This is a genomic window from Paenibacillus sp. FSL R5-0473 (assembly GCF_038004565.1).
Taxonomy (GTDB): domain Bacteria; phylum Bacillota; class Bacilli; order Paenibacillales; family Paenibacillaceae; genus Paenibacillus; species Paenibacillus amylolyticus.
Map to the genome: position 1 here is coordinate 5,647,715 of NZ_JBBORL010000001.1, position 21,803 is coordinate 5,669,517.

At 49.0% G+C, this 21,803-nt stretch carries 18 protein-coding genes; 3 read left to right on the top strand and 15 right to left on the bottom strand.

All coding sequences use genetic code 11. The features are described from left to right. Nucleotides 1–39 precede the first annotated feature (39 nt). The 5 genes from kdpB to ytxJ all read right to left on the bottom strand — a co-directional run bounded on the left by kdpB (nt 40) and on the right by ytxJ (nt 4,886). The gene (gene kdpB, locus MKY28_RS24870; RefSeq protein ID WP_340938038.1) at nt 40–2,040 is read right to left on the bottom strand and encodes a potassium-transporting ATPase subunit KdpB; all 2,001 of its coding nucleotides are present in this window, start codon (nt 2,038–2,040) and stop codon (nt 40–42) included. A gap of 208 nt (nt 2,041–2,248) precedes the next feature. Then, nucleotides 2,249–3,928: a potassium-transporting ATPase subunit KdpA gene (kdpA, locus tag MKY28_RS24875; protein ID WP_445670909.1), complete on the bottom strand. Its 1,680-nt coding sequence runs from the start codon at nt 3,926–3,928 to the stop codon at nt 2,249–2,251. Between the two features lie 59 nt (nt 3,929–3,987). Then, nucleotides 3,988–4,065: a potassium-transporting ATPase subunit F gene (locus MKY28_RS31740; protein ID WP_074096687.1), complete on the bottom strand. Its 78-nt coding sequence runs from the start codon at nt 4,063–4,065 to the stop codon at nt 3,988–3,990. 21 nt (nt 4,066–4,086) lie between these two features. Further along, nucleotides 4,087–4,269 (bottom strand): hypothetical protein, encoded by a 183-nt coding sequence (locus MKY28_RS24880; RefSeq protein ID WP_338707523.1) that lies wholly within the window; start codon nt 4,267–4,269, stop codon nt 4,087–4,089. Nucleotides 4,270–4,346: 77 nt separating this feature from the next. Then, entirely contained in the window at nt 4,347–4,886 is a 540-nt protein-coding gene (gene ytxJ / locus MKY28_RS24885) for a bacillithiol system redox-active protein YtxJ (protein ID WP_340937310.1), read from the bottom strand. Between the two features lie 220 nt (nt 4,887–5,106). Between ytxJ and MKY28_RS24890 the strand changes: the two genes are divergently transcribed. Continuing rightward, nucleotides 5,107–5,964: a hypothetical protein gene (locus MKY28_RS24890; protein ID WP_340937311.1), complete on the top strand. Its 858-nt coding sequence runs from the start codon at nt 5,107–5,109 to the stop codon at nt 5,962–5,964. Between the two features lie 114 nt (nt 5,965–6,078). Here the strand turns inward: MKY28_RS24890 and MKY28_RS24895 are convergent, their stop codons facing one another. From MKY28_RS24895 to MKY28_RS24905, 3 genes are all read right to left on the bottom strand, one after another. After that, a complete protein-coding gene (locus MKY28_RS24895) occupies nt 6,079–6,507 on the bottom strand; it encodes a VOC family protein (RefSeq protein ID WP_036616351.1) in 429 nt (142 codons plus the stop codon). 166 nt (nt 6,508–6,673) lie between these two features. Beyond that, nucleotides 6,674–7,234 (bottom strand): hypothetical protein, encoded by a 561-nt coding sequence (locus MKY28_RS24900; RefSeq protein WP_340937313.1) that lies wholly within the window; start codon nt 7,232–7,234, stop codon nt 6,674–6,676. Nucleotides 7,235–7,313: 79 nt separating this feature from the next. After that, entirely contained in the window at nt 7,314–7,541 is a 228-nt protein-coding gene (locus MKY28_RS24905; protein WP_017691180.1) for a hypothetical protein, read from the bottom strand. 177 nt (nt 7,542–7,718) lie between these two features. On the opposite strand from MKY28_RS24905, the gene MKY28_RS24910 reads away from it, so the two are divergent. Together MKY28_RS24910 and MKY28_RS24915 are read left to right on the top strand one after the other, a co-directional pair. Continuing rightward, nucleotides 7,719–8,594 (top strand): CPBP family glutamic-type intramembrane protease, encoded by an 876-nt coding sequence (locus MKY28_RS24910; protein WP_315371086.1) that lies wholly within the window; start codon nt 7,719–7,721, stop codon nt 8,592–8,594. Nucleotides 8,595–8,609: 15 nt separating this feature from the next. Further along, the gene (locus MKY28_RS24915) at nt 8,610–9,371 is read left to right on the top strand and encodes a MerR family transcriptional regulator (RefSeq protein ID WP_340937314.1); all 762 of its coding nucleotides are present in this window, start codon (nt 8,610–8,612) and stop codon (nt 9,369–9,371) included. Nucleotides 9,372–9,429: 58 nt separating this feature from the next. Here the strand turns inward: MKY28_RS24915 and MKY28_RS24920 are convergent, their stop codons facing one another. The 7 genes from MKY28_RS24920 to MKY28_RS24950 all read right to left on the bottom strand — a co-directional run bounded on the left by MKY28_RS24920 (nt 9,430) and on the right by MKY28_RS24950 (nt 21,800). Next, nucleotides 9,430–10,302, bottom strand: a complete 873-nt coding sequence (locus tag MKY28_RS24920; RefSeq protein WP_340937316.1) for a sugar phosphate isomerase/epimerase family protein — start codon at nt 10,300–10,302, stop codon at nt 9,430–9,432. 12 nt (nt 10,303–10,314) lie between these two features. Beyond that, the gene (locus tag MKY28_RS24925) at nt 10,315–11,190 is read right to left on the bottom strand and encodes a sugar phosphate isomerase/epimerase family protein (protein ID WP_036674684.1); all 876 of its coding nucleotides are present in this window, start codon (nt 11,188–11,190) and stop codon (nt 10,315–10,317) included. Between the two features lie 38 nt (nt 11,191–11,228). After that, nucleotides 11,229–14,375 carry an alpha-mannosidase gene (locus MKY28_RS24930; RefSeq protein ID WP_340937317.1) on the bottom strand — a complete coding sequence of 1,049 codons (3,147 nt, stop codon included), beginning with the start codon at nt 14,373–14,375 and terminating at the stop codon, nt 11,229–11,231. Next, entirely contained in the window at nt 14,372–16,684 is a 2,313-nt protein-coding gene (locus tag MKY28_RS24935) for a glycoside hydrolase family 3 N-terminal domain-containing protein (protein ID WP_340937318.1), read from the bottom strand. The genes MKY28_RS24930 and MKY28_RS24935 overlap by 4 nt, the downstream gene beginning before the upstream one ends. A 45-nt stretch (nt 16,685–16,729) precedes the next feature. After that, nucleotides 16,730–18,949, bottom strand: coding sequence for a helix-turn-helix domain-containing protein (locus tag MKY28_RS24940; RefSeq protein ID WP_340937319.1), 2,220 nt, complete (start codon nt 18,947–18,949; stop codon nt 16,730–16,732). A gap of 175 nt (nt 18,950–19,124) precedes the next feature. Further along, the gene (locus tag MKY28_RS24945) at nt 19,125–20,762 is read right to left on the bottom strand and encodes an extracellular solute-binding protein (RefSeq protein WP_083677571.1); all 1,638 of its coding nucleotides are present in this window, start codon (nt 20,760–20,762) and stop codon (nt 19,125–19,127) included. Nucleotides 20,763–20,891: 129 nt separating this feature from the next. Next, on the bottom strand, nt 20,892–21,800 hold the full coding sequence (locus MKY28_RS24950) for a carbohydrate ABC transporter permease (RefSeq protein WP_017691189.1): 909 nt from the start codon (nt 21,798–21,800) through the stop codon (nt 20,892–20,894). Nucleotides 21,801–21,803: the final 3 nt, after the last annotated feature.

Sequence of the window (21,803 nt, forward strand, 5' to 3'; positions counted from 1 at the left end):
TAGGATAGAAGGACAATATTGATATAGGTTGTTATCTCGTTAAAAAAATCCCGACAGAACCATGTCAATCAGCTTAATGCCGATAAAAGGTACAATCACACCACCTACGCCATAGATGAACACATTGCGGCCAAGCAACCTTTCGGCTGACATCGCCCGATACTTAACCCCTTTCATCGCGATGGGAATAAGCAGCGGAATAATAATGGCGTTGAAGATCAGCGCCGACAGGATCGCAGACTGTGGTGAAGCCAGATTCATAATATTAAGCGCCTGAAGCTGCGGCATGGCGAGAATAAACATAGCTGGAATGATAGCAAAATACTTCGCAATATCATTGGATATCGAAAAGGTTGTGAGTGCGCCGCGTGTAATCAGTAGCTGCTTGCCAATGGAGACAACCGACAATAACTTGGTCGGGTCTGAATCCAAGTCAATCATGTTGGCCGCTTCCTTGGCCGCCATGGTGCCCGAATTCATCGCCAGGCCCACATCGGCCTGCGCCAGAGCAGGAGCATCGTTGGTACCGTCGCCCGTCATGGCGACGAGCTTGCCCTCCTGCTGCTCTTTTTTGATCGCCGCAATCTTGTCCTCGGGCTTCGCTTCGGCAATAAAATCATCCACGCCCGCTTCCAGCGCTATGGTTGCTGCGGTCAGCGGATTGTCGCCTGTACACATAATGGTCTTGATGCCCATGGCGCGCATCTCAGCGAACTTCTCCTTCAACCCTGGCTTCACAGTGTCTTTCAGATAGATCACACCGTAGATTCGTTCATCGATGGTAACAGCAAGCGGCGTGCCTCCGGCCTTCGCAATACGATTTGCAATCTCATCCAGATCTCCCGGTATACGGCCTCCTTCGGAAGCAATATAACGTTTGATTGCATCCACCGCTCCTTTGCGGATCTTCATTCCGCTGATCAGATTCAGACCAGACATCCGGGTCTCTGCCGTGAACTCCACATTTTCCGCATTGGCATACTCCGTCTCAGACCAACTTTGGCCTTGTTTGCCTGCCAATTCCACAACAGAACGCCCTTCCGGGGTCTCATCTCGCACAGAAGCCTGTAAAGCAGCCCGCGTCATCTCTGATGAAGTAATGCCCTGAACTGGAATGAATTCAGATGCCATACGGTTTCCGTATGTGATCGTCCCCGTTTTGTCCAGAATCAGCGTATCGATATCCCCGGCCGCTTCCACCGCTTTACCCGACATGGCGAGCACATTGAACTGCGTAACCCGATCCATTCCGGCAATACCAATGGCGGACAGCAATCCACCAATTGTGGTTGGGATCAGGCAGACAAGCAGTGCGATCAGTGTCGCCAGATCCAGTCGAATACCCAGGTAATTCGCCATCGGAACCATCGTTAGAATGACGATCAGAAAGATCAGGGTTAAAACGGCGAGCAGGGTTGTCAGCGCGATTTCATTAGGTGTTTTCTGGCGCTGTGCACCCTCAACCAGAGAGATCATCCGGTCAAGGAATGACTCCCCAGGATCGGTCTGAACACGCATGACGATGTAATCGGACACGACGCGTGTACCTCCGGTAACAGAGGAGAAATCTCCCCCTGCTTCCTTGATGACAGGGGCGGATTCTCCGGTAATGGCCGATTCATCAATGGAGGCCAAGCCTTCCATAATCTCACCGTCCGTCGGGATCAGTTCACCAACTTCCACACGGACCATATCGCCTTTTTTCAACTGGGTCGAAGATACTTGCCGGATTGTTCCATCCTTCTGCACCAGATTGGCCATGGTGTCCGACTTCGTCTTGCGTAACGTATCCGCCTGCGCCTTACCTCTACCTTCTGCAAGTGCCTCCGCGAAGTTGGCGAACAGCAGCGTGAACAGCAAAATGAAAAACACGGCAATGTTGTACCCGCGCCCAGCCTCGGATGCGGTGAACAGATCGGGGTTGATGCATAATAAGAGCGTAATGAATGTACCCACCTCGACAATAAACATGACCGGATTTTTGATCATGACCACCGGATTTAGTTTCTTGAACGCATCCAGTGAAGCCTGAAGTATCATATCCTTGCTTAACGACCGTTTTGATCCGGGATCACGTTGAATATTACCACGGTTGTTATCTGGCTCATTGCCCTTCGTCCTAAACATTTCTGTATCCATGTGTTGCATCGTCTGCTCCTTCTTTCGTTCGACTGCATTCATCGTGCACTGCCACCTCCGTACGTTACATCCTTATACCAATTCCTCTGTTGCTCCCCTGTCATATCTCTCATTGAATCATTGCCAGATGCTCTGCGATCGGTCCAAGGGCAAGCGACGGGAAGAACGTAAGCGCACCGACTACAATGATCATCATGACCAAAATGCCAGCAAACAGAGGTGTGTGTGTCCGCAACGTGCCCGTAGTTAAAGGCACAACCCGTTTGGTGGCCAGTGAACCCGCAATAGCCAGCATGGCGATCATCGAAACGTACCTTCCCAGCAGCATAACGATACCAATTGCGATGTTGTAAAAGTCTGTATTGGCATTCAGTCCGGCAAAGGCCGATCCATTATTGGCTGCACCCGAGGCAAAAGCATAGAGAACTTCAGTCAGGCCATGCATGCCCCCGTTCGAGATGGACGCAATGGCTTCGGGCCGCATAAGCGCGAGTGCCGTTGGCACCAGAATAATCAAAGGATGAATGAGCAAGGCGATGGATGCGAGCTTCACTTCTTTGCCCTCGATTTTTTTGCCCAGAAACTCAGGTGTTCGTCCCACCATCAATCCACAGATAAACACAGCCAGAATCACATACAGCAGTCCGTTGATCAGCCCTACCCCTTTGCCCCCAAACACGTTATTGAGCATCATCTGAGCCAGTGATACCATGCCTCCAAGTGGAGTGAGCGACTCGTGCATATTGTTGACCGAACCTGTTGTAGCCGCTGTCGTGACTGCCGTGAATAAAGCCGATTCGGGTATGCCAAACCTGACCTCTTTCCCCTCCATATTGCCCTGTAGACCTGCTGCATCCAGCGCGGGTACACCGCGATATTCGGAGACAAATACGGTGGTCAACATCACAAGGAAAAGAAAACTCATCCCTACGAACAATGCCCAACCCTGCTTCCGGTTATTGACCATCAAGCCGAAGGCGTATACCAGTGCAGTGGGTAACAGCATCATACAGACGATATGCACCAGATTGCTCAGGGCCGTCGGATTCTCGAATGGATGTGCAGCATTGGTTCCAAACCAGCCACCACCGTTGGTGCCAATGTGTTTGATCGACTCCAGTGAAGCGACCAGTCCACGTGTGATCGTCTGCTGCGCGCCTTCCAGCGTGGTTGCATTCACCGCTCCCGCAAGCGTCTGAGGCACCCCCTGGAATACAAGGAACAAGGCTACGATGAAGCTCAGCGGTAAAAAAATCCTCGTAATCGACCGTACAAGATCGACGTAAAAGTTCCCCAGTTCATCCCGGCGGCCTATCAGCCCGCGAATGAACGCAATAGCCACCGCGAATCCGGTCGCTGCCGACGTAAACATCGGAAACGTCACGGCCAACATCTGTGACAGATACGACAAGGCGTTCTCGCCCGTATACGACTGCCAGTTCGTGTTGGTAATGAACGAAACGGCCGTATTAAATGCCTGCGCCGCTGGCATATTGCCGATTCCATCCGGATTGAGCGGTAAATATTTTTGCAGCCGCAGCACCAGAAACATCAATACCAACATTACAAAGTTGGAGAGGAGAACGGCCGTGAGGTACTTTTTCCACCCCATAGACTCGTTCTCCCGTACCCCCATCACTCGATAGAGCAGTCGCTCCGGCCCGCCAAAAACCCGATCCAGCCCCGTTCGCTGTCCATCAAACACGTTCACTATATATTTTCCCACCGGTTTCACCAGCAGCAGGATGATCAGCAGCGTCACCGCTACTTGCACTACACCGATACCCATATCCACATTTCCTCCCTATTCGACGTTCCCTTGTTCCTGCATTACGCACATTGTCAGTATCAGAATTTCTCCGGCTTCACCAGCACATAACCGAGATAAATCACCAGTGCAAGCACAATCATACCGATGACGATCATTTGGCATCCCCCTCTCTACCCTCAAGCCTTCTCGCAGAATTTCACGAATCCCCAAAACACCGCAAACAGCAGTACAACCAATCCAATCATCGTGGCATCATTCACCATGCGCCCTTCCTCCCTCTCTCTACCGTTCTCTGCACCTGCTACATGTAAAATCGTAATATGAAACGCTGTAAAAAAGGGGTAAAGAAATGCCTCCACAGGTGTAAAAAAAGCGTAAAAAAGACCCGATCTCCTCAGCAATGGGCTGAAAAGAACGGGTCTATAAGGTTTACTATTTATCCAAATGGATTCTGTGCCCACTGCAATAATCTCTTTTTTGTTATTTTGCCATGGGAGGTATGATTGACAACTTGCCCCTGATCGAGCAAAAGTACCTGTGGTGACTCATGGTGAACCTCTGTCTCTTCCGCAATATGGCGGGACAACGAACGATTTTCAATCACTTTGACGATACGGTAGTCCATAGGTTGTTTGGGATCTGATGCATGAGTGCCTACAAAAGCCATAAACTCTCTGTACGCTCTCGCACTGGTCGGACACGTCGTGCTGTGCTTCAGGATAAGCACCGGATGATCCTGCGAGCGATGAAGTGCGTCTTCCCAGTCATCTGGTTTGTGCAATTCACGGACATGTTCGCTGAGCATATGTTCCGAGTCTGACCCCGCACGTTTGCTAACCACCGAACCAATCACAATGCCAAGCGCCACGCCAAAAGCAATCCCGAGTCCAAGCTGCTGTGTAGCCGTACCAATGCTAACTCCCATGGCAACACCTATAGCAAGCCATACAGCTTGATGATTTACTTTTTTCTTCATGCAGATCTTCCCTCCCTGAGATATGTATATCAAGGCAACCTTCCCACCGTATATTCTAATCAAATTATAGCATAGGCCTCTGTGAGCAGGCGTTGATAATCTTCATCTCCGGGTACAGGTTTCAGTGATTGGATTTATGCAAAATGCTCATTTGTGATACACTGGTTGTAATTTGGAAACGATGAACATGAAGAATGGATTGGAAGGGCGGAAATTCCATATGACATACGCATTTATGATTGAACCGCAGGATTTTATTGCGCTGAATAACGAAGATGAACTGATTGAGAAATGTCAGGAGTGGGGCCTGCTTTCTGGTAAAGCGACCAAACTCAAAACGTTCTATTATAAAGGAAACGGATTAAACATGCCGTGTACCATCATTGGATATGTGGATCACATGGCAGCCGTTATTCAACTGGATAATGGACAAAAGCATTGTATTCACCCGTCGTATCTGAAGGAAATGCAAGCGTCCAGTTACAGCGCCAGAAGCATAAGTAATGTCGGGTCAGATCGCAGCACAGAACCCTCAACTTCGGATACAGTCGTACCAGTTACCCCTGTTGAACTTACGCAAACTCCAGATGCCTTGGTTAATCCGGATGAAATTCCGTCGGATCTGGATGATTCGGACGACACGGACACAGATGAATTCTCCTCGGGGATGAAGGGTGATCCAGATGGGCTAGTAGAAGAGTATGTTGGACCTCAGTCTGGGGCAGCCAGTGAAGCCAAACCTAAAGCCAAAACAGCGAGCAAAGCTAAGAGCGTCAAGATTGATCTGCCCGAAGGCAAAGTGAAGATGAGTGCCGTTGTCAAAGAGTTCACCACCGTACCGAATCACTTCTCTGACAATGACGACGAAGTCATCATCTATGAAGCAGTTACCATTACGGAGCCAGACGTCATTGATGTTGGGGAAGCCTGGTCAAGCCACAGTGCCACCGTTAAGAAACAGGAACTGGAAGTGGGCGACGTTATCACGTTTGAAGCGAAAATTATCAAGAAGAAGCTGACACGTAACCCGGTTCCCTATAAAATCAACAATCCTTCCAAGATTCAGAAGGAAGACTAATCAAGGAAGATTAATCACGAGTCATTACAAAAAAAACAAAAAACCTCCAAGACTGCCTGAAGCAGATCGCGGAGGTTTTGCCATTTGAAGTTTATATTAGTGAAGAGTACACTCTTAAGCTTGTCCCGGCGTAGCACTGATCTGAAACTGTACGCCAAACTTATCGACAACCGAACCGTAGGCTGGACTCCAGAACGTTTCTTGTATCGGCATTTTCACTTCGCCACCGTCTTGCAACTGGTTGAAAATCGCTTTGGCTTCATCCGTCGTATCCGTGTTCACCGTAACCGTAACATGATTACCTACAGTGTACGGCATACCTGGAAACGTATCAGACAACATTAATACCGAGCTGCCAATCTGCAAAGAAGCATGCATAATACGGTCTTTCGCTTCTGGCGGGATGGGGTGATTCGGGTCAGATGGACCGTCGCCAAATGTTTGAAGCGCGAGCACTTCGGCTCCAAATGCCTTTTGATAAAAATCTACCGCTTCACGTCCATTACCGTCTGTAACCAGATACACATTCAAGCTGATCGACATGCGTTCTTCATCTCCTTGGGCTCTTGTAATTATACGATTCACGCCACTTGCGACATGAGTATATATGAACAGGTTGTCCTTTGACAAGCGTATATTTCTGCACTCATCACTGCGGACCTTTACACGATTAGGGTTACCAACATATTCTTAATCCATCCCTCTCCCACTACTTCTTGCGCCTGCGTATGTAGTAGAGAACCGTGATCAGAACACCCGGAACCAGTGCTGCAAAACTGGCATAGATCAGACACCATTTCAACAGGGTAAATATCGGAGTGAGTTCAGCAAGCACAGGCGTACGTTCAGGATAACGATGCATGATCAGGGACGCACCTATGTTTTCAAGCATGTCCATAGCCCAACCTAAGACCGGAATCAGATTCACCCAGCGCCAGCTACTCTTTACCGGAAGTTCGCGATATAGTATCGATAACAGAACAACCAACAGAAACAGATAGGCCAAGGGCCATATGAGGTCAAATGTGAACCGTGCCTGAATATAGGCGCTCCGCCCTGCTTCACCATACTGCTCAGCCATCTGATACAGATCATCCGCCGTGTACAGAAAAGACGAATCCGGGGACTGCCCTCCACCGGTGGCCTCCTCCGACTTTGCCGCCTGCCAGGGCAGAATAAATGCAATGAAACAAGCAAATACAACAATCGCAGCTGCAACCCATTTCCAATTCACCCGCTGATAGAACCAACCTGACACTTTATTCAGCACGTTCTGTCCCCTTTCCCATAAAAAAAAGACCACTCTCCCGAATCCTGTCGGTAAAATGGTTGTGTTCAATCCTATGAAGTTATCGAGCTTGAACGATGTTATCTATTTCACTTTTCAATAAGAGGTATCGGTGAACACTTCTCATGATCGGGACCTTCGTTAGTTTGTTCTTGTCCACGTACAGTTTCATCTGGTCTTTGGTCAAACCAAGCAAACTTCCAGCTTCCGATACCGTCAACACTACCTCTGGGTTCGTAGCATTAAACGTCCTCTTTACTTTCTGATTCCAGTCCTCGAATACCTGCATAGATCAGTGACATCTCCTATCCATAGCCAGTTATTATCAGGCTGAATATATCCAGTATACCACACTTGTGCTGCTCGTAACTTAATCCTTGCGCAGAACCATATTCTGATAGGCATATTTCCTGCTTGACCCTGACGTTAACTCGAGGGTTTATACTGGCTTCAGGAGGGGATTAGCATGAGTATGTCAACTGAACATGTAACCAAGAAACGACGCAGCAGTGGAATATCCATTATTGGGATGAGTTGGTTGACGATGACATTGGGTCTGTTTTTTGCTACACTCGCAGGGGAGTTTGTCAGCACTATTGGTGCTGCTGAATGGATGGTTCATCTCATCCAGGCTGTTGTCATTATTAGTATCGTCTTACCCGTATTATTCGTCATTCGAAGACACTTCCATATGAAGTCCGTTCTTCTTCCTCTGACAGGAAAAAGCATAATTCACTTGCTCTTTGGCGCATTATTTGCCACTTCTCTGGCCTTCATCGGGTTAGCGATAGCCAGTATGAACAACTGGATTACGATTACGGAGTGGCACTTCTCAGCCGAGTTCTTGCTTGCTGTTGCACTTAATAGTTGTATTGCTTTCTTGTACGAAGCTTTGCCAGAGGAACTATCCATGCGAGGCATGGTCTATGATGGATTACGCCTCAGACTGCGACTTCCTGTGTTTTTCGCTTATGTAACTCAAATCATACTCTTTCTGCTGGTTCCGATGAGTGTCAGCCTATTGCAAGAGCTCGTCGGTATGGATGCCGGAAACCGGATAACCTTGGATTATATGATCCTACTCTTGACCTATGGAATTACGTTACAGCTTCTGCGCAGTTTGACCGGTTCTCTATGGGCCTCCATCGGATTTCATGTCGCTTACCTGGAAGTAGCCCGATTCGTTGTTATGCCAGGTGATAGACCGGCATTGTTAAGCTATACCGCGCAAGATAATGGGTTGGCCGAAATATTTATTTTGTATATGATGATAATCTTCGTCGGTGGGATCATTCTGGCGGTGCTCAATGCATGGCGCTGGTGGAGAATACATAAATCATGAGGGAGGGATCTGCTGTTGTATACCGTTGGACAACTATCCAAACATACCGGAGTATCCATCCGAACACTGCATTATTATGAGAAGCTGGGTTTACTGCGACCGGCCCGTAATGAGAACAATCAGTATCGCTTATATGGTGAAAAGGATATTTTACGGCTTCAGCAGATTACCATTCTGAAGAAAATGCATTTTAAATTGAATGAGATTGGAGAATTCCTCGATCAGGATGCTGCTCGCTCCGAACCAGAGAGTACCCTTACTTTATGGAATAATACTTTGGAACAACAACTGGCCGTCGTTAAGGAACAGCAGGAGAGATTAAGCAAGGTCGAGCATCTTCTTTTTTCAACCATATATGCCATCAGAGCATCTGGTACAATCAGTCTGGATGAAATGTTGGGTTTCATCCGTGAACTGGATCAGCCTCCGGGCAAGTTCCGACAAGATGTTTTTACACCTGAAGAAATGGAATCGTTACCTCTGAATAATCAGAACAATTCAATATCCATGGAATGGGCTGATATTCTTAAAGATGTCCATACATGCAAGATGGAACCTCCGGATTCCGAAGCCTCACGGTTACTGGCCATTCGAATCTCTGATTATGCTGAAAGGGCTTTTCAAGGGAATGCAGAATTGGCAGAAAAATATTGGGATTATATCACCCCAGAGGATGATCAGTCAGCTCGTCTATATGGTATGACTACGGATACCATGCGTTACATCGAAATGATCCTGGACCGATGGACAGTCCAGAATCCTGATGATCAACAATAAGAGCCACTTCGAAAAGTGGCCCTTGATCCATTCCCTTATTATGTTTCATCATGCTTCGTTACGCCTCTTCCCAGAAGCGGCGCAGGTTGTCCATGGCGATTTTAGATGCGGATTTGCATTCCTCCATGCCTTCGAACTCCACCGTAATGTTGCCATCATAGCCGGAGTCTTTGATCAGCTTCACAATTTTACGAATTGGAATGTCACCTTGTCCAACGATGGCCCCTCGCAGGAAGTTACCATAGGCTGTCGTGAACCATTCACCCTCACCCGGATGCTCATCATAAGGACGGAAGTAGAAATCTTTGAAGTGGACCAGAGAAGCGTACGGCAGATTTTTCATGACACCGATGATCGGATTCTCATCCACACACATGAAGTTTCCAATATCGAGTGTTGTTTTGAAGTTCGGACGATCTACAGCATGCAGAACACGCTGCACCCGATCACTCGCCTGCACGCTGAAGCCGTGATTTTCAATGGTTGTGGTGATGCCAAACTGCGCGGCATAGTCCGCAATAATCTGGCTTCCCCGCACCATCAGCGGCAGATGTTCCTCGAACCAGGTGATGGTCATCTTCTCCTTTGGCAGAGTAAACGCCGTGACGTCATGACGCAGATGTTTTACACCCATCCGGTGTACGACATCCACATGTCTTTTGACCCGAGCCATCTCCTCTTCAAACGCCTCTTCCGTCTCCTGCACGAAATTCGCTGGCATGGAGTAGTTGGACAGTTCAATACCCGTAGACGCTGCCCGTTCCCGAATCGCATCCGCCAGATCGTGATTATCCTCCACGGTATAACCGTAAGGCACCATCTCCATATGCTCGCCGCCGTTCGCCGCAATCCAGTCGATCACATCCAGCACCGTCATCTCACCCGAATTCAAATCGTTCAACAAACTATACGTGCTCAGGCCCACTTTCATCTGCTCAGCTCCCTATCGATATTGTTGGATAAATTGAACCGCTTTGCGAATGTCCTGCTCCGGTTGATGGCCTACTTCACGTTCAATCGTCAGATAACCGGTGTAACCAATCTCCTGAAGCGCTGCAAAGTATCCATCAAAATCAACGCCACCCTCGCCCAGCGGCACCTCACGGAAGAAAGTCCCGGAAGAGACCATCTCGGCAATCTTATCGTGATCCATAGGGGCATAACCGACCGCTCCGTATACGTCTCGTGGGTCAACTTCCTTCAGCCGCACACCATCCTTCACATGAGTATGTACGATGTAATCCTTGAGCAGATGAACGCCCCGCGCCGGATCATCTCCGGTCACCATCACCATATTCGCCGGGTCAAAATTCACCGATACTCCGTTGGTCGATAACGTATCCAGGAATCCTTTCAAGTCAGCAGCCGTTTCCGGTCCTGTCTCAATGGCAAAGTATGCGCCAACACTTTTGGCGTATTGGCCCAGTTCCTCACAAGCAGCATGCAGCGTGGCATAAACTTCTGATGAAGGGTCATGTGGAACAATGCCGATATGTGTAGTGACAATGTTGGTGCCTAGATCGAGGGCCAGATCCACGATCCGCTTCGACTTCTCTACTTTCCACGGATTATCTTCCTTGACCTGAAACCCATGTCCGCCCAGATCACCGACCAATGCTGAAATGTCGAGACCTAGCGAATCGATGTAACTCTTCAACTCCTTACGCGCCGCAGGCGACAAATTTTCAGGGTCCATCTCTCCCTTGACGGCGTAGATCTGCACACCTTCTGCTCCTACGTCTTTGGCTTTGTTCAACCCTTCCCGTACACCTACGCCAAAGCTATCCACGATGACACCAATCTTATTCGTTAATTTCATGTCATACCTCCTGTGATTGAGTGAGTAACTCTACGTTCTCATGTAAATGTAAGGTTCGACTCATTACTGATATCAACAAGTTTCACCGACTTGATCTCATACGGTTTGAATGTCAGTTCAATTGTGCCGTTTGAACAAGCCAACGGATGGATCTCATCCTCCAGAAGATTAATGATGGACGCTTTGATTTCCTTTTCGGCCCACTGAACCTGCACCGTTTCCCGACCTCCGGATGATTCGTAGAAACGTAGTACTGTTCCCGAACCGTCTTCCGCTGGCTTGATTGCATCCAGAATAACATGTTCACTGTGGAACTGAACCCAAGCATGTTCAGCTGGCAAGTGACCGGAAGACTGACTCGCTGCCACAACTTCGACCGGATGATTCAGCTCCATCGCCCGGCGAACGACGGTAGCTTGTCGCCAATCGCCCTGATGGGGCAGGATAGAATACGTGAATTCATGATCGCCCTGATCGGCATGTTCATCCGGCCATTTCGGAGCACGAAGCAGAGACAGGCGGATCGTCCGATCCTTGATGTCATACCCGTACTTGCAATCATTCAGCAAACTCACACCGCTGTTGCCCTCCGAGATATCCGCCCAACGATGTCCACAGACCTCGAACTGCGCCTGCTCCCAACTGGTGTTGTTATGAGTTGGACGCTCCAACGCTCCAAACGGAATTTCATAAGCCGCTTTGGCTGCCACCAGGTCCACCGGAAATGCCACCTTGAGCAGTTTATGGCTCTCATTCCAGTTCACTTTTGTACGGAAATCAACACGCCGCTGGTAACGATGCAAAATGATATCCTGACTGATCTCCGATTGATTCAGCTTCCATACAAAACGCAGTACATCTCGCGTAGCCCCGCTCTGTACAACCTCTCTGGAGATCAACTGCACTGCACCTGCTCGCTGGGATTCAAATCGTGGATCGATATCCCATGCATCCCAGTACGTCGGTTTGTCGTGGAAAAACTGCCACTCATTCGCCCGATCACCAGGCTTCAGCCAGTCACGTCCTACCGTTTTGTCATACCATCGAGTAATCTCTCCCAAGTCATTAAACTCAAGCGTGTAAAATTCAGTTTCCCACGTGGAAGGGAAGGATTTTTCTTCCCTTACTGGAAGGATAACATCCGATGCTTCGCGCAGCCATATGGTTGTATACCCAAAAGCAGGAATCGACGGAACATGCACGAGTAGCGTATACTTGTCTTCCTTTTGTTCAAGATCACAGGCCAGACGGTTTCCTTGACGATCAAATGCTGCCATCCTGGCGAGGTGAGCATCCCCTGTAATGGTGATATTTTCTCCACGTTCCCAGCCGAGGCTGTTAAATATAATGTAGGGGAGACCATCAACTTCATCTGTTGCAATGTTCTCCGCAAGGGTATCCAGCGTTTCCCGTAGTGCGGATGTACCCAGTGCAAATACCTTCGTGTACTCCTCGGTGGACGTTACGTATACTTCAGGAATCGACGTTCCCGGAATAATGTCATGGAATTGGTTGAGCATAATCAACTTCCAGCCTTCATCCAGATCATTCTTCGTGTGCGCGCCGTAAGCCCTGGCAAATTGCCCCCAGATTTCCGCTTCCCGATATAATACCTCTGCCTTGCGGTTGCTACGTTTGTTCCTCGCATGAGTTGTATACGTTCCGCGATGCAGTTCCAGATACAAGTCCCCGTGCCATTTTGGCAACGTCGGATTATTTAATGATATGTCTTCAAAAAAAGCCCCTGCTGTGCTGAATTTGCTGATTGGCTGTCCCACCATCAAGTGGGATCGCTCCGCAAACTCCACCATCTCATTCGTCACGCCGCCACCACCATCGCCATGTCCGTAAAGCAACATTTGCTCAGGGTGAACATCCTTTTGTTTAAATGATTGCCAATGTTCATCCACATCTTTGGGACGTGTATGCTCATTCACCCCATGGTTCAGATACGCAAGCACCGAAGTACCATCAATGCCTACCCAGTCGAAGAGGTCATACGGAAACGCATTGGTATCATTCCAATTCAGCTTGGTGGTCATAAAATAAGGAATATCCGCGAGTTTCAGCATCTGCGGCAAGGAAGCACAGTAGCCAAAGGTATCCGGCAGCCACTCGATGTTGGAGCGTTTGCCAAACTCCGCCTGATAGAAGTTCTGTCCATACAGAATCTGCCGAACTAACGACTCGCCACTCGGAATATTCAGATCCGGCTCGACCCACATGCCTCCGACCAGCTCCCAGCGGCCTTCAGCAATACGGGCTTTAACTCGCTCGTACAGCTCCGGGTAATGATCCTTCACGAAGGCGTACAACTGCGGTTGGCTCTGGGAATACACAAAATCCGGGTACGTATCCATCAAGGTGCACATGGTCGAGAACGTGCGACTGGACTTGCGAACCGTCTCACGTACAGGCCACAGCCAGGCAATATCAATGTGGGATTGTCCAACCAGATGCATGAAGCCACTTCGATATTCCTCCGGGTCTTCCTGCTGTACTGACTGTGCTAATACATATTCGAAGTTCTGTATCCAGGTTGCATCATTCCAGCGTTCCGGGTCATTGTACATGTTATCCATCACCTGATGAATAGCCTGAACAAGTGCCATCCGCTTGGGCTCCTTCTCGTTATATGCCCGGAGCGACTCGGCGAGTACCGTCACGCTGTACATCAGGCTCTGCAGTGGCTGATTAACATGAACCAACGCTGCCCGAATGCCCTGAATAGGCGGCTGAATGACAGCTTGTCGGTTGAGTGGATCATGCGGCTCTGGAATCGGATCGTAGAGTTCAATCTCCAACTGCGGTGTATTTCCTACCCGACTTCTCGGAAGGGGTACGAACCCGTGGTTCCGGTCCAATCCGTGATAAGGCATGTCATTCACCTTAAGCAGCCCTTCTCCTCCGGCCTCGAAGATCAGCCCAACGGCTTGATCTTGCCATTCCGCAGGAATCTCCACAATTTTGCTCAGAAAATACGTCGTTCCATGTACGCTGTTCAGCGGATTCAAGTTTTGCACTGCCTTGTGGGACTGCTCATCTTCATTTACTTCTGCCTGTTCGTACTCGTATTCCCCTGGCCGAATGTATCTGGCCCTCTGCATCTCCCACGCTGGAAGCTCGATCGTATCCAGCCATTGCCGCTGTTTCAGATCTTCGATGAATCGCTGAATTCGAATCATACCTCCACCCCCACCTTCTGAATGTGCAGACTGCAGGCGGTCCAATCCATAGAATTGCAGCCAACCATGAGCCTGAATTCACCCGGTTCTACGACAGACTGGAGACGGGAGTCGATCAGTGCGAGATGTTCTTTTTGCACAGGGAATGTAACGGTCTGGGTCTGTCCTGGCTTCAGATGAATTTTACGAAAACCCTTAAGTGACATTTCAGCCCGCGTAACCGAAGCCGACACATCCGTGATGTACAACTGCACAACCTCGCTTCCCGCAACCGCTCCGGTATTCGTGACTTCAACCATCACCTGAGCTTCATCTTCCGGGCCGATGACTTCTGGCATTACTCTTACATTCTCGTATTTGAATTCGGTGTAGCTCAGTCCATATCCAAACGGATACTGCGGCGCCAGATCCATCTCCAGATACCGCTTGCCACGAGTGCGTTTGGCATGATAATAGACCGGAAGTTGCCCAACATGCTTGGGAATGGAGACGGTAAGACGACCCGATGGATTCACATCGCCAAACAGAATATCCGCAATCGCGTTACCACCTTCCTGTCCGGGGTACCACGCTTCCACAATGGCATGGACATGCTCATCAATCCAAGGTTCAGCAATGGGGCGGCCGTTAATATACACCACAATAACGGGTTTCCCCAGCTTATGTACCTCCTGCACCAGCTCCAATTGAACACCCATGAGATTCAAAGACGCCCGGTCAATGCCCTCACCGCACTCCATATCGTTCCATGGATCATCGGTTACCACAGACGCACCTGTCCGCAAGTCGATCGTACCTTCACCAAAATCGCGGGCGCTGGAACCACCCATCACCATCACGATGACATCGGCCTGTTCCGCACAGGCGAGCGCTTGTGCAAAGCCCTCTCTGGAATCGCCTTTAATCCGGCAGCCGGGTGCGTACAGCACCTGACCCGAATCCGCACCAAGCTTGCGTATAATGCCATCCAGTACGGTGACGATCTGCTCTCTCGGCTGTGGCGAGGTATAGTCCCCGAGCTGGTTATAGATATGGTTCGCGTTCGGACCAATGACAGCTAGCTTTGTACCTGTTTTGGCAAGCGGAAGAGTATTTCCCTCATTTTTCAGTAAAACAATCCCCTCTTGTGCAACTTCCCTCGCCAGCTGTGTATGGTCTTCACATCCGATGACCTGTTCTGCAAAGTCAGGATCTACGAAAGGCTTTTCAAATAGCCCCAGTCTGAATTTCATCTCCAGCACCCGCCACACAGCCAAGTCCAGATCCTTCTCTACGATCAATCCCTGCTCAAGCGCCTGACCAAGATGTTTGCGGTACATGTACCCGGACATTTCCATGTCTACCCCTGCCTGAAGGGACTGTGCTACGGCCTGCTCCCCGTTCTCAGCGGTGTAATGTCCATGGACCAGCATCTGAATGGCGCCAAAATCAGTAATGACGAATCCATCAAACCCCCACTGCTCACGCAGAAGGTCATTCAACAGATACGTACTGGACGTGCACGGTACCCCATCAATCTCGTTATAAGCGGTCATCACGGAGCAAGCCCCGGCTTCCACTGCCTTTTTGAACGGCAACAGGTCTATTTCATGCAATTCACGTAATCCCATATGCACAGGTGCTGCATTACGCCCACCCTCCGAACTGCCATAAGCCGCAAAATGCTTGAGTGTCGCCACAATTGTCTGGTTGGAATCAAGGCGGTCACCCTGTAGTCCCTTCATGGCTTCCACTGCGAATTCACCGATTAAGTATGGATCTTCGGCAAAACATTCTTCCGTCCGTCCCCATCTCGGGTCACGTACGACATCAAGCACCGGGGAATACGTTGCCGCTCCACCTTGGCTCCGGGTCTCCACAGCGATGGCTTCACACATCTTGCGGTACAACTCCATATTCCATGTGCTGCCCACTGTTAACGGTACCGGAAATACTGTCGCCCCAATCGCCATATGCCCGTGGGAACACTCTTCTCCGAACAAAATGGGAATGCCCAGCCGAGAATGCTCCATGGCATACTGTTGAATGACATTTGTGGCAACGGCTCCCTGCCGTGGGGTCAGCCCCGTTTCCAGCGTCACTTCGGTCCATGGATCGGCCCGAAGCACACCATACAGAGAACCGACACCGCCCTGTTCCATGTCCGCTTTGAACTCTTCCGTCACCCGTACTGTACCATCTGCTGCTTTGTCATACGTCTTCCACCCCATCGGCTGGATGAGTTGTCCGATCTTCTCGGCTGTTGTCATCCGTCCGATCAGATCCTGAACCCGCTCCTGAATGGGAAGCGAAGCATCTTTATAGTCCATATACACATTCTCCTTATGCGTTCGGAATTAGTTAGGCGCATGCACTCACATGGCTTTGCGGTAGTCACTTGGTGCCACACCCACCACGTTCTTGAAAGCCCGGTTGAAGGAATTATAGTTCGTGTATCCCACTTCTTCACTGATCTCCTGAATAGCCTTATCCGTCTCCTGCATGAGCAGCTTGGCTTTTTCGATGCGATGACTAATGAGCAGATCCACAAACTTCTCCCCAATCTCATCCTTGAAAAGCTTGCTCAGATACTTCGGATTAATATCGAATAGATCACTAAGGTAGTTGAGTGACAGATCAGGATTGTTGTAATGCTCTTCGATGTATTTGCGTATCTCCAGAATATGTGATCTGTGTTTTCGGGAACAATGCAGCGTCTGCATCTGCAACGCCAGTTCTCTGAACCCTTCCCAGCACAGCTCACGCAGATCGTCTAACGTCTCCCAGCCCTCCAGCCTTGGAAGAAGTGGGGTGAATATAGCGGCCCATGACTCCTGATACTCTCGTGGAAGTTCGGCGAATTCCCGATTGTAATGTTGAAATAACAATTGGATCGTATTCATAATCTCCTGACGGGACAGAACGGACTCACTGATTTGTTCAAACAGTCTCTCAAAATGCTTTTCCCAAACATCGTCCGACAAGCGCATCGCCTGTACCAGCAGGGAGATGGTCTTCAGGAACTCATACACATCATTGGTCGAATTCGGCACATCACTACACGGAATGATGCGATTTATGCCCAGTACAGCCTTGTACTCCAGCGCATGCACAGCTTCTTTCAATGAAGCTCTCAACCCCCGAATATCAACAGCAACCCGACCAACACCAATGGTCACGGTGAAGTTCAGATACTGATCGATTCTGTCCAGATAACCAGCAAGCAATCGATGCTCAGTCTCCTCGGCCTGTTCCATTGCCGGAATCCAGAGGATGGCGTACAGACGCTGATCGGAGATCCATTCAGCCCATACTTCCGTTCCTTCATGACGCGCACTCTCCTGCAGAATACTGGATAACACAAATTTCAGGAGGGATTGGTCCTGATGATGATACTCCGTCACAAATGCATCATACCGATCCATTTCAACTACCATGACGGCCCAACGATGCTCCAGCTCAGGCAGTTTGAACTTCTTCATCTCGGCTGTCAGCTCCGTGCTCGTAAAGTCTCGTGTGCCCTCCAGCAACTCCTGAAAGAACATTTTTTTCTGCAAAATCAGATTCTCTTCATGCTCCTCCTGATATTGCCTCGTCTGATCAATCATGCGTTCCAGCGTTGTATGGATGAATCGAAACTCATTCTCCTTGCCATAGTTGAGCCCCGATTGCTTCTGCGAAGAGACGGTCTGAATTAACGTGACAATCTGCTGAATCGGCTTGTAGTTTCTGCGGGTAACATAGATCACCCACACCACACCAATCAACACAACCACTACCGCAAAGGCAAACCAGATATTATAAAATTGCAGCGTCCATTTGACGATTTTTCCATTATTGAGACCTGTCTGCACCTTCCAACCGCTATAACTCGACGTAAATTCGGAGAAAACTTCTCCCGACGTGGTTTTAGTAGAAGCTGCAACCCCTCCTGGCATGCTGCTATCCCACAGATTGCCGCCCGAACGGTTGAAGATGTTCACAAACGTAAATTCCGGATCATACATCTGCATAATGGATTTCCTCAGGATACTCAGGTCCACATTTGTCACCACAAGTCCTTTGCCGTTTCCTACACTTCGCACAATCGTAATCACCTGCTCCGTCGCTTGTGAAGGAAAAGCTCGGAACGCTCGTGCCCCTGCCCACTTCTGTTCATCCCTTGACCGGCTATCTGCAATAAAGTCTGCATCCGGGAACTCTTCAATCGGAACAGCCTTCCCGTTACTGAAGACCGTGCCATCCCCGTATCGAACGAGATAAATTGAATCAATCAGCGGATACTCTATTTTCAATTCATCAACCACCTGGACCGCCTGAATGCCGGCATACACATCATCGCTGCCAGATACCGAGAAATAATTCTTCAAGTTAGGGTTGGTCAAAATCTCACGCAGTACCTTGAAGTCGATGGAACGCAGGGAGTTGTCCAGATATTGCGTGACCTGAGAGGCCAGAAATTCATTGGCCTTGAGCGCTTCTCTACGGTTCTGTTCATTGAATACTTGAAAGAAAATAAAGAATAGAATGGTCGTCACAATAAAGAAAACAGGCAGATACGATAACAGCAAACGTCTAAACCAATTGTTGTTCATCTCCGAGATCCCCCCACCATTACTGTTCATGCTGAATGACGACAAACATCTGTGCTGATCGCTAATTTTCCATAAATATTCAGTACATTATATCGGATGACGTGGGGTTGTCATAGGAGAAGACCGTCCCGGTCACGGGTGACAGACGGGACAGCCTCTATATTGAATCCTTCAATTATTGATTTTTCTCAATGGCACGCTGGTAGATCTCAAGGTAATTACTCAGTCCGAGACCATCGAAGCCTTTGACATACGAATCCCATTCCTTATCAATGCTTTTGCTGCCAATAATGAACTGTGCCATATTCGTCTGCACATAATCCTTAATGGCCGTAGTCAGTTGTGCAGCTGATTCCGTATCCTCCGGACGGATAAACACGTTCGCAGGGTATACTTCTTTGGGTGCATAAGGTTCATACACATTGGTAGCTTGAGCCAGACGTGTACCATAACCCTCTGCTTCTAAAGGATTCTGTCCTTCCGCAAACAAATTACGGAACGTGTTGGACAAGTCATGTGCTCCGATCTGTGACCAACTCTCGTTCACAACAACGTTTGGATCACGCTCAGGCAGGTTGTAGTAGCTGTATTTGGCCGGCTCGCCATTGATGTTTTTCTCATCGGCATCTGCCTTCTTCCAGCCCTTGCCTTCAGTTGGTCCATACTCCGCGTACAGCGCACCTTCTTCACTGAACATGTAGTCTACGATCTTGATGGCGGCAATCTGCTGTGCTTCTGTCGCTTTGTTTGTGATGGCAAACTCAAACTCACCTACGCTCTGCGTGGCGCCTGTCGTCTGCACTCCATCTGGTCCTTTCAATGGAGGAACGATCTCCCAGTGCTGGTGACGAGTGATATCTTTGTCATAAGTATTCACGAGATAACTGACCAGCGCCGTTGTAATGGAGCCGACCACTTCATCGCCTTCCTTGTTCCCCAGCTGTCCAATCGCCTGATCGTTCTGTGTAAAGGAAGCCGGATCAATCAGGCCATCTGCATAGAGCTTGTTCATGTACTCCAGCCCTTTCTTCCAGCCTTCCTGATTGGCGGCAAAACTCACCTTGCCATCGTTCACGATTAGGTATTTGTCGTTATCATTGTATATAAAGCTATTCATCAGGTAGGCATCAATGTTGCCATTCCATACATACTTGTTCGGTGCGCCCGTGAGTGGAATCTCGTCCGCTTTCCCGTTACCGTTTGGATCTTGTGTCTTAAACGCCTTCAGAACGGTATACAGTTCATCAGTTGTGGTTGGCATTTTCAGACCCAAATTATCGAGCCATTCCGTGTTGATCCAGTATTTCTGTGCATACGTACAGTGGTAACATTCATTGAAGATAGGCAGCGCATAGATGTTGCCGTCCGGTGCCGTAATGGCTTCTTTGAAGTATGGTTTCTCTTCCATAATCTTGGTAAGATTCGGACCATACTTCTGAATCAGATCTTGTAGCGGAAGGAACACGCCCTGTTTTCCATAGGTTTGAAGGTCTGAGGTGGTGAACTTGCCGTGAAGAAATACTTCCGGATAATCACCACTAGCCAGCAGCAATTGTCTGCGATCCTGCAAAGCGTCCGTTGGGGCCAGATCCCATTTTAGGGTAACGTCGAACTTGTCTTCGATAAATTGGGTAAATTCATTCTCTTCCATGGACGCTTTGCCTTGCGGAGCAAAGAGGGTCATGGTTACAGGACCGCCGCTCTCCCCGCTACCGTCGCTACTTCCACCCGATTCCTCGGATGAACTGCATGCGGACAACAAAGCCATCGAAGCAAAGACCAGAAACAACATCGAAATCCAAGATTTTCTCAATCTGACTCCTCCTTTTTGTTCATAACGGCAAATTATTGACTTGTACTGCACGTGTATAAAATCGACCCCGGAAGCCGGCGTGTTCCTTCCACCTCCTTTCAAGAGGCAACCGGGCTTAACTCACAAGGATTAACCTTTCAGGGAACCAACCATGACCCCTTTAACAAAATGTTTCTGTACAAATGGATACATGATCAGAATTGGAATGCTCGCGACAACAATCAGTGCATATTTCAACACCTGCTCGAACCCTTGGTCCCGCATCTGTTGGCTGGTATTGGCGAGCATCGCCGGATCAGCCGCGTTCAGGATGAGCAGATTGCGAAGCACGTATTGTAGAGGGAACAATTTCTCGGAACGCAGGTAGATCAATGCATCAAAGTACGCATTCCAGTGACCTACGGCATACATGAGTGTCATGACTGCCAGAATGGGCTTTGATAAGGGAAGAACTACGCTGATCAGATACCGGATATCCCGGCAACCATCCATTTCCGCGGCCTCCCCGAGTTCTTCCGGAATGGAAGATTGGAAGAAAGTTCTTGCCACGATGACCTGGAATACTGCGAGCGCCCCGGGCAGCCACATCGCCCAACGTGTATCGAGCAGGTGCAAATCCTTCATCAAGAGGTAGGTGGGAATCAGACCGCCATCAAAGAACATCGTGATCATCATGAAAATAATGATGGCCCCTCGTCCATAAAACGATTTTCGTGACAAAGGATACGCCAGCATGACGGTCAGCACCACGTTAATGAACGTGCCCACCACGGTGTAGATGATCGTGTTATAAAAACCGAGCATAAGCTGTTGGCTTTTGAAAATGGAGATGTACGCCTTGATGTTAAAGTCTACCGGGAACAGCCACACCTGACCGGATGTCACGGCTCGTGAAGAGCTGAACGAAGAACTGATGATATACAAAAGCGGATAAAACACTGTTAGCAGTATGGCGAACAGAAAGATATAGTTGAATGTCATGAAAATGCGGTCACCGAGTGGGTCCTTGATCCGGTTACGATTAATCAGGTTGAACATGGA